Here is a 3,787-nt window from a genome sequence, read left to right on the forward strand (position 1 = left end):
GGCACCGGCCGATGGGCGGCGCCGGCGGGGCGAGCCGCACGGCGGTGCTTGTCTGCCAGGGCCGGGCGGTCGCGCACGGACGCCTCGCGCCCGGCCGGTTCGACGACCCGACGGCGTTCGCGCTGCTACGTCCCGAGGAACGAGCGGTCGTCGAGGAGGTCCGGGCCGGCGCGATGCCGGCCGGCGTCGGGCCGCGGCTGGCCTTCGAGATGGTGCGTTCCTGCGGCGACGTGATGGCCCCCCGAACCATCACGATCGACGACGCCGTGCGCGAGACGCTGCTCCGCGCCCCGCTGCGCACCGGACCCGCCGGCGCGAGCCCGAACGCGGACCCGCCCGGCGCCGGGTCCGCTGACGAGAGGCCGGACGCCCAGGTCGTGATCCTCGGGGCCGGGCTGGACGGCCGGGTCTGGCGGATGCCCGAACTGGCCGGGCGCCGGGTGTTCGAGGTCGACCATCCGGCCTCGCAACGGGACAAGGCGCAGCGCGCCGAGGCCCTGGCCGCGCCACCGCGCCCGCTGACGGTTGCCTCGTCCACGCCGCTGTCGGCGCCGACGTACGTCCCGGTCGACTTCAGCCGGGACGACCTCGACGCCGCGCTCGCCGCCGCCGGGCACCGCCGCCGTGCCCCGACCGTCTGGATCTGGGAGGGCGTCGTCCCCTATCTCACCCGCGGCCAGGTGCTTGCCACCCTGGGCGTGGTGGGGCGGCGCTCCGCGCCCGGCAGCCGGCTGGTCCTGCACTATCACCCGCCGACGGCCGGTTTCGCTCTCGGCCGGCTCGCGGCGGGCCTCCTCGGCCGGCTCGGCGGCGTCGAGAACCCGATGGCCCGGGAACCGAACCGGTCGGCGTGGACGCCGCGGGCGATGCGCCGCGCCGCGGGCGCGCAGGGCTTCACCGTCGTCCGCGACGACACCATGCTCACCCTCGCTCGCCGCTTCGCGACCCCGGCGCGACACCGCCAGTCCCTGCGCGGCAGCCGCATCCTCGTCGCCGATCACGGTTAGCGGTCCGGGCTGTCCGGGCCGTCCCGGCTGTCCGGGCGGGCCGGGCCCGCCCGGACAGGACGGTCAGAGGCGGCTGCGCAGCAGCTGCTTGCCCTGCTCGGCGCCCTTGCGGCTGTCGGACTGCGCGCGGCGGAACAGGTCGGTCAACTCGCGGTCGCCGTCGCGCTCGGCGTCGGCGATGTAGGAGTCCAACCGCAGGGCGTTGTCCAGGCAGCTCTCGGTGTACCAGAGAAGGTCGTACTGGGTGTCCTTCGTTCCGGTGGCCGAGCCGTCGCGCGCTGTCGTGGTCATGGTGGCGTCCTCTCCGCAGTTCGGTGCTGTGGTTGCTCCGTTGGTCCGCCCGGCCGGGAGTGCTCACCGGTGGGCGGCGCGTCGCCGGCCGGGCGGCCCGTGGGTGCCACCGCGTACCCGGGTGGCGTCGTCCGTTCGTTCGGGGCCGTCGGCTGTCGTCGCTGATGGTGCTTATCCCCTCACGAAGGGCTTCTATACATCGGGATGGACGAACTTGATCCCCGGTGATCGGCGCGGCGGTAGCCTGCTGTCCGCGTGCACGTGGATCAAATATCGGCCGGCGGAGCGTGGAACGGGGGGTGCCGTGGACGCGGGCATCGCCGCCGCCCTCATCTCGTCGCTGGCCGGCGTCGTGGTGTCGGTCGGCGCCTCGGTGTGGACGCACCGCCAGGGCGTCGAGCTCGAACGGGTCCGCTACGAGCTGGAACGGTCCACCCGCGAGAGCGAGAAACGCTCCGCCGCGAAGGCCGAACTCGACCGGTACCGCGAGCCGCTGCTCGTCGCGGCCTTCGAGCTCGGCGCCCGCATCCACAACATCCGTAAGAACGCCTTCCTCGCCTACCTGAAATCCACGCCGCGTCGCCGTCGGCTCGCCACCCTTGGCACCCTGTTCTGCGTCGCCCGGTACTTCGGCACCCTGGAGATCCTCTACTCGCGGCTGGCGCTGCTGCGCTTCGAGAGCGCCGCCGACACCCGGCTCGTCGCCGCGCTGCTCGCCGACATGGGCCGTGAGTTCAGCACCGACAGCTACGACCGGATCGACACGTTTCACTCGTCGCGGTTCATGCTCTGGCGGGAGGAGCAGCGGGCGATCGGCGAGCTGATGCGCGGCCCCGACGGCCAGGCCGAGCAGTGCGCCGGCTTCGCCTACTTCGACGCCCGTTACGACGAGGTCTTCGCACCCTGGCTCAGCGGCTTCGCGATCGCGCTGGAATCCGGGGCGGCGCCCGGCAGCGAGCGCCTCGCCCGGCTGCAGACGCTGCTCGCCCTGCTCGTCACCCAGCTCGATGAGGAAGGCGCCTACACCCTCACCGTCGACGGCGAGACCGTCGCGCCCGACTGGGTCACCGCCCAGGGCCTGGCCTGAGCGCCGGATGGAGCCTGTCCGCCGTACCTTGCCGCCGAACCACTCGCCGCTGCTCATCGCCGAACAGTTCGGCACCCTCGCCGCGCTGCACCCGGGCCGCATCGACCTCGGCCTGGGCCGGGCACCCGGCTCCGACCAGAACACGATGCTGGCCCTGCGCCGCGGCCCCGAATCGGCCGACGCGTTCCCCCGCGACGTCCTCGAACTGCAGGGCTACCTCAGCGGCCGCACCCGGATCGCCGGGGTGCGGGCGACGCCGGGCGACGGGTCGAACGTGCCGCTGTACATCCTCGGCTCGTCGCTGTTCGGCGCCCAGCTCGCCGCCGCCCTCGGCCTGCCCTACGCCTTCGCCTCCCACTTCGCCCCCGCCGCACTGCACGCGGCCGTGCGGACCTACCGGTCGGAGTTCCGTCCGTCCGAGGCTCATCCGCGGCCCTACCTGATCGTCGCCGCCGGCCTCGCCGCCGCGCCGACGCCGGAGGAGGCCGCGGAGCAGTTCCGGGCGGCGTTGCGTGGCCGGGCGCGGATGTTCCTCGCCCGCGGCGCGACCCTGAGCGACGCCGAGGTCGACGCCCTGCTCGAAACGCCGGGCGGCGCCCAGATCCGCGACATGATGCGCTACACCGCCGTCGGCACCCCCGACGAGGTCCGGGCCTACCTTGGGGACCTGGCCGAGCAGACCGGCGCCGACGAACTGATGCTCGCTCCCGCCGCCCCCGCCCGCGAGGACCGCCTGCGCGCCGTCGAACTCGTCACCGCCCCCGCCACCGCGAGCACTTGAGGGGACGTCGAGGGGGCTCCCCCTCTCGGCCGGCGGGCCCGGTGGCGACACCGCAGACGTTGTCCGCTTGATGGCGCTGACTTTACGCCGTCGTTCCGCGCCGCTCGTCGGCTGGAAGTGGGCCGCGGCGGTTGGTGAAGTAGGTGTCGACGGCGCGCCGGGAGGTCTGCGGGGCGGGGCGTTCGAGGGCGTACCCGACGGCGAGCAGCGCCTGGGGATGGCCGGCGATTCCGGTCGCGCGGCCCAGGTCGCGGCGGGTGTCCTCGGCGTCGATGGGCTGGTTGACGAGCATCACGCCGAGGCCCAGGCGGGTCGCCACCAGCAGGACCGTCGCCAGCGCGCGGCCGGCCATCAGCCAGTCCGCCGGCTCGTCGCCGGCGGTGGACAGCAGCAGCAGGTCCGGTCCAGCGGGCATCGGCACCCGGTCGGGCCGCGTTCGGCCCGCCGTGTCCACCGACACCGGCCTCGGCCCGGGTACCAGCCGTCCGGCGCTGGCGTGGTCGTACCGGTTCGGCAGGCCGCGCCCGGCGGCACCCTCCGCCGGGGCGGGCCATGGCGTTGATCGAGGCGAGGTACGGCAGTGAGTAGAACAGCCGAGGCACCCCGCCGTGCTCGGCGCGG

General features: G+C 74.5%; 5 protein-coding genes. 3 read left to right on the top strand and 2 right to left on the bottom strand.

Annotated elements, in window-relative coordinates:
• The coding region (locus MXD58_RS22620; RefSeq protein WP_250609879.1) for a class I SAM-dependent methyltransferase at positions 1-1,007 on the top strand (1,007 nt) is incomplete at its 5' end.
• A 63-nt stretch (positions 1,008-1,070) separates the two neighbouring features.
• Here MXD58_RS22620 and MXD58_RS22625 read toward each other — a convergent pair.
• Positions 1,071-1,298: a hypothetical protein gene (locus MXD58_RS22625; RefSeq protein WP_248836987.1), complete on the bottom strand. Its 228-nt coding sequence runs from the start codon at positions 1,296-1,298 to the stop codon at positions 1,071-1,073.
• A 304-nt stretch (positions 1,299-1,602) separates the two neighbouring features.
• On the opposite strand from MXD58_RS22625, the gene MXD58_RS22630 reads away from it, so the two are divergent.
• Complete coding sequence (locus MXD58_RS22630; protein WP_248836986.1) at positions 1,603-2,385, top strand: hypothetical protein; 783 nt, start codon at positions 1,603-1,605, stop codon at positions 2,383-2,385.
• Positions 2,386-2,392: 7 nt separating this feature from the next.
• Positions 2,393-3,166 (top strand): MsnO8 family LLM class oxidoreductase, encoded by a 774-nt coding sequence (locus MXD58_RS22635; protein ID WP_248836985.1) that lies wholly within the window; start codon positions 2,393-2,395, stop codon positions 3,164-3,166.
• Positions 3,167-3,248: 82 nt separating this feature from the next.
• Here the strand turns inward: MXD58_RS22635 and MXD58_RS30435 are convergent, their stop codons facing one another.
• Complete coding sequence (locus tag MXD58_RS30435; protein WP_284678743.1) at positions 3,249-3,581, bottom strand: nitroreductase family protein; 333 nt, start codon at positions 3,579-3,581, stop codon at positions 3,249-3,251.
• Positions 3,582-3,787: the final 206 nt, after the last annotated feature.

The organism is Frankia sp. AgKG'84/4, assembly GCF_023242965.2.
Taxonomy (GTDB): Bacteria; Actinomycetota; Actinomycetes; order Frankiales; family Frankiaceae; genus Frankia.